Genomic DNA, 4,007 nt, shown 5'->3' with positions numbered 1-4,007 from the left:
CTTTTCAATATTTAATAATAAAAACCCCTTTGCTTTCTCATGTAGCAAAGGGGCAGTCAAATAATCAGATAGGATATTGCTTATAAAAGCACTTGTAAGTCTAGGACGAGACTTACCTATTTATTATATCCCTATAATAATCAATGAAACATTTTTTAAGTGAACAACTATTTTTAGGCATAATCTTTCTGACTAAAATATATTATTATCTCTCAATATAAAATAATTTTCCTTAATTTCTCCTATTTTACATAAAAATATACTAACTAAAAAAATTTGTTAGCCAATCAGAAATGTTTAATATGCTTTCTGTTGATCCTATTAACTCTTGAATACCTGTAAATATTGATTTAGCTTTTTGTTCATCATTTTCTTTTAAAGCATTTTCAAAAATATCTATCATATCAATCGAATTTTCTTTATTATTACTAATAAATTCTTGTTTTAGTTCTAATATTTTTTGTTCGATTTCTTTACTCTCTTGATTAGTCATATTACTTTCGATATTCGTTGTTGAGTTATCCCCTTGTTGAATATCATTGTGAATACTATTATGATAATTATTATTTCCTGAACACACAATTATATCCTCCGTTTTTAAGTTTATATTTTGTATATAAATCGGTTTGTTGCCAAATTGATTTAAGTATTTATTAATTTCTTCTCTTTTTTTTTACTCTCACTTTCTTCTTGTGAATTGTGTAATTCATTTAGCATTTCTAAATTTATTCTATACCATAATTGAACTTTCTCTTCATATACAAAAGTTTCATGGTTATATGGGCATTCAAACGTTTTCCCAAATGGAATATCTTCAAATTTTTCAAATGTGTAAGTAAATTGACATTCATCACAACGCACACAAAAGATTTGACTCAACAACCCATCTCTAACTAAATCATTTAAAAATATAACAGCTTCTTCATTAGTTATGTTTAATTCTCTAGCAATAAACAAGGGGGAAAATCTTCTGTTTCTCTTTTTAATCGCCGATAAGATATCAACAATTTTCGTTTTAATTAAAAATTTATTCATTACTTTTCCCTCCTTGTAAATAATTTGAGATAATTATAATATTTTACTGCGAATATGTCTAATTAATTTCTCATTTGGAGTGCTTAGGTAAGTGATCACATTTTTCTCCAAGCCAACATTTATGGTAAAATATTCCACGACTCCATCAGTAAACGGAACAGTTAGATACATTGTATTAGGTTCTAGATAGGGCTTGACTAAGTTATAAAGTGAATTTTTGTTTAAATCCTCTTTTTTCTCATCATCAAATATTGAACCTAAATCTAACTTACCCAAACCATTTATTAACAATAGCACAAAATTATTAACTTCTTCTTGTTGTCTTAATTTATCAATTTGCTCAATTAAAACACTATATTCTAAATTTTGACTTCCATCTTCTAAAGCGTTATCAATAAAAGTAATTATTCTTTCTATTGCTAGTTTTCCTTCATCATCTAAATTAATATCAGCGCCTATTGTATAGCCTTTTGATGATGTCATAGTAGCATCTAAATTCCTTATTATATTATCTTTTTCAATTTTTACATTTTCAAACACGATATCATTATCTAATTGATGGAAAAAATTAATTATTTTTCTAGAAATTTTAAAGTTTGTTCTTATTTCTACAACATCATTCTTTGTATCTATTAAAACATTAGTTTGTTCTATTATTGGAATTTTTATAACATCATCATTCTCAATTCTATTTTCATACTTAACTAAGTAAGTAACTTTAACTAGATACTCTTCTTCTTTAAGTTTATATACCCCTACAATTTCTGGTTCATTACCAATATCATTATGTTTGAGAGTGATTTTTTTATTTAATAAAGGGGCGAGTTCTTTTTTTACCATACTTGTTAAATTACCTTTATTTACTTTGTAACACACATAAGAACCACGATGAGCAAACAAATAGTCGATATGCTTATCTAAAACACTTTTGAATTTTTCTTTCTCTCTCTCTTCCCAAATGCTAGCAACTAATTCACTAGTATTTGCATTAATAGTTTTACCAAATTCATTAGCAATTTGTTTTAATGTTTCTTGAGATGTTCTCATTAAATCATTAGGCGATATAAATTTTTGTATCATACTTTACCCTCTTTCAACATATAGTAGTCCTATTATACATTATCCATCAAAATAGAGGTATAAGTATATTAAAAAAACACGTATAACTAATAAATGCTTCTACATATGAAACTATACCCTTTGTTCTTCGTTTTAACAAATATTACTATAGACAAACCATGTTAATATTTGATATGTATTCTTAAAATTTCGGTTCAACACACATTCTTCAAAACGTCCAAATTCGGACTCATTAACGACTTACCGATACTTCACTTATCTTTATTTAAAAGTAGTCATATTTTACGACATTCCTTTTATATTGTAATCAAAACGCTATTTTGCGTTGTGTACTTTTACAAAAACCAATTTTGGATTCTGATGACACAGCTCATTTTTGAGCTTTGAAGCATTACTAAGTCAGTATATTTCTTTTTTTACATCATTTCAGCGCATTAGGTTAAGCATACGACAGCTTAATATTAGATCGTCCTTACTGCCATTTATATAGCGCAACTTTTAGAATCCTCTTATGCAAATCAAGACTTTCATGTTATTATATATGCGTGCCTGCAAGGTACATTTTAGTCATACAATGCCTTTTTAATGATTTTAGCGAGTCACTGCACTTCGGTGTAGTGGCTTTTTTATGTATAGTTATCTATTAAAATACTTCTCAATGCAACACAAGCACTCTCTCAGCATAAAAAAACCGCCATTTAAGACAGTTTAACAACAACTATAGCCAAAAGTTATCAATGTAATAAAATGTATAACTTAAAGTTATACATTTAAAAAATCAACTTGTTCAAATCCTCAAAATTAAAATAAAAGTCAGCAACTTGTAAAAAATTAAATCTATGTATGGAGAGTAGAACAAAAAGTTACTGCATATCAAGAAAGTTACTACAAAATGTGTTTAATCCCCATTATGTAAATGATTTTTATAATACCATACTTCCATATATGAATTGATAATTTAAAATGGAAATTAGCGAAAATGAAGAACGCAAAGAATTTACTTATTCCGAAAAGATAGATTATGCAAAACAACTTGAGCGTATTGAAGCAAAAAACCTCAAACACAACTCGTTGATCGAAGAGAACGAATGAACGCAGAAGTAGAAGCTATGAGCGAAACCGAAATGAATTTAGCTTTATCTAAAACTGCTGCCAACATAGTCAATGTTTGTTCAGTTTTTCTAAATAAAAAGCAACCACATCTTAATTGACGCGGTTACCTAATAAGCACTATGTACTCAACTAATACATTTAGGTTCTTTTTATAAATTCTTTACTAAAGGCAGTAAAATCTGAACTATTGTGAATGAACTCAATTTCTATATAGAATTATTTTCTGCCTAATTTTAAAGCTCCTATTATTAAAGGAATTTGCAACGGCAATCTAAGCCACAGAACTATTTTGTTAGGTCTACTATCTGCTTTGAAAGGAATTTTTTTAATGGCCATATATATATTTGCAGGAAATACTGCAACCATAAAAGCAGCTAATAACTTTCCTGTAATACTCTGCCCTTTTTTAATCCAAAGTGAAAAGCCAAATATTATTTCTAAAATACCAGTAAATTGAACAATGAATTTTTTCGCTGGTAAAACTTCTGGCACCGCTCTCTCGAAATTCTTTTCTTTTGTGAAATGCCCTATGCCTGCTACTAGAAGTAATAATGAATATAAGAACCTTAATATAGCTTTCATTTTAAAATCAACTCTTTCTATTTAAAAATCACTTTCAAAAAAATTATAAATGGTAATGTGTATATGTTACAACCAAGATTATTTTATAGCAACCTAAAAGTAAAAAAACCGCCAATTAAGGCGGTTAAGGATTGCTGAGTAGAGTAAAGAGTGTTTTTTAAAGAAGGGTATAGATTAATATATAACCAATTTTTTTG

The 4,007-nt window shown here is 27.7% G+C and carries 4 protein-coding genes; all 4 read right to left on the bottom strand.

Features of this window, described 5'->3' with window-relative positions; all coding sequences use genetic code 11:
- Nucleotides 1–262: 262 nt before the first annotated feature.
- Nucleotides 263–580, bottom strand: a complete 318-nt coding sequence (locus HMPREF2846_RS06355) for a hypothetical protein (protein ID WP_070626195.1) — start codon at nucleotides 578–580, stop codon at nucleotides 263–265.
- Nucleotides 581–642: 62 nt separating this feature from the next.
- Nucleotides 643–1,035, bottom strand: coding sequence for a hypothetical protein (locus HMPREF2846_RS06350; RefSeq protein WP_070626193.1), 393 nt, complete (start codon nucleotides 1,033–1,035; stop codon nucleotides 643–645).
- 33 nt (nucleotides 1,036–1,068) lie between these two features.
- On the bottom strand, nucleotides 1,069–2,115 hold the full coding sequence (locus tag HMPREF2846_RS06345) for a hypothetical protein (protein WP_070626191.1): 1,047 nt from the start codon (nucleotides 2,113–2,115) through the stop codon (nucleotides 1,069–1,071).
- A gap of 1,329 nt (nucleotides 2,116–3,444) precedes the next feature.
- Nucleotides 3,445–3,810 carry a DoxX family protein gene (locus HMPREF2846_RS06340; protein ID WP_070626189.1) on the bottom strand — a complete coding sequence of 122 codons (366 nt, stop codon included), beginning with the start codon at nucleotides 3,808–3,810 and terminating at the stop codon, nucleotides 3,445–3,447.
- Nucleotides 3,811–4,007: the final 197 nt, after the last annotated feature.

It is taken from the genome of Staphylococcus sp. HMSC056G08, assembly GCF_001812305.1.
GTDB lineage: Bacteria > Bacillota > Bacilli > Staphylococcales > Staphylococcaceae > Staphylococcus > Staphylococcus simulans.
This window is presented reverse-complemented; position numbering and strand designations above follow the sequence as displayed.

Bases quoted from the DNA above. Each gene is read 5' to 3' on its own strand.
- HMPREF2846_RS06350 (WP_070626193.1), bottom strand. From the start codon at position 1,035: ATGAATAAATTTTTAATTAAAACGAAAATTGTTGATATCTTATCGGCG.
- HMPREF2846_RS06345 (WP_070626191.1), bottom strand. From the start codon at position 2,115: ATGATACAAAAATTTATATCGCCTAATGATTTAATGAGAACATCTCAA.
- HMPREF2846_RS06340 (WP_070626189.1), bottom strand. From the start codon at position 3,810: ATGAAAGCTATATTAAGGTTCTTATATTCATTATTACTTCTAGTAGCA.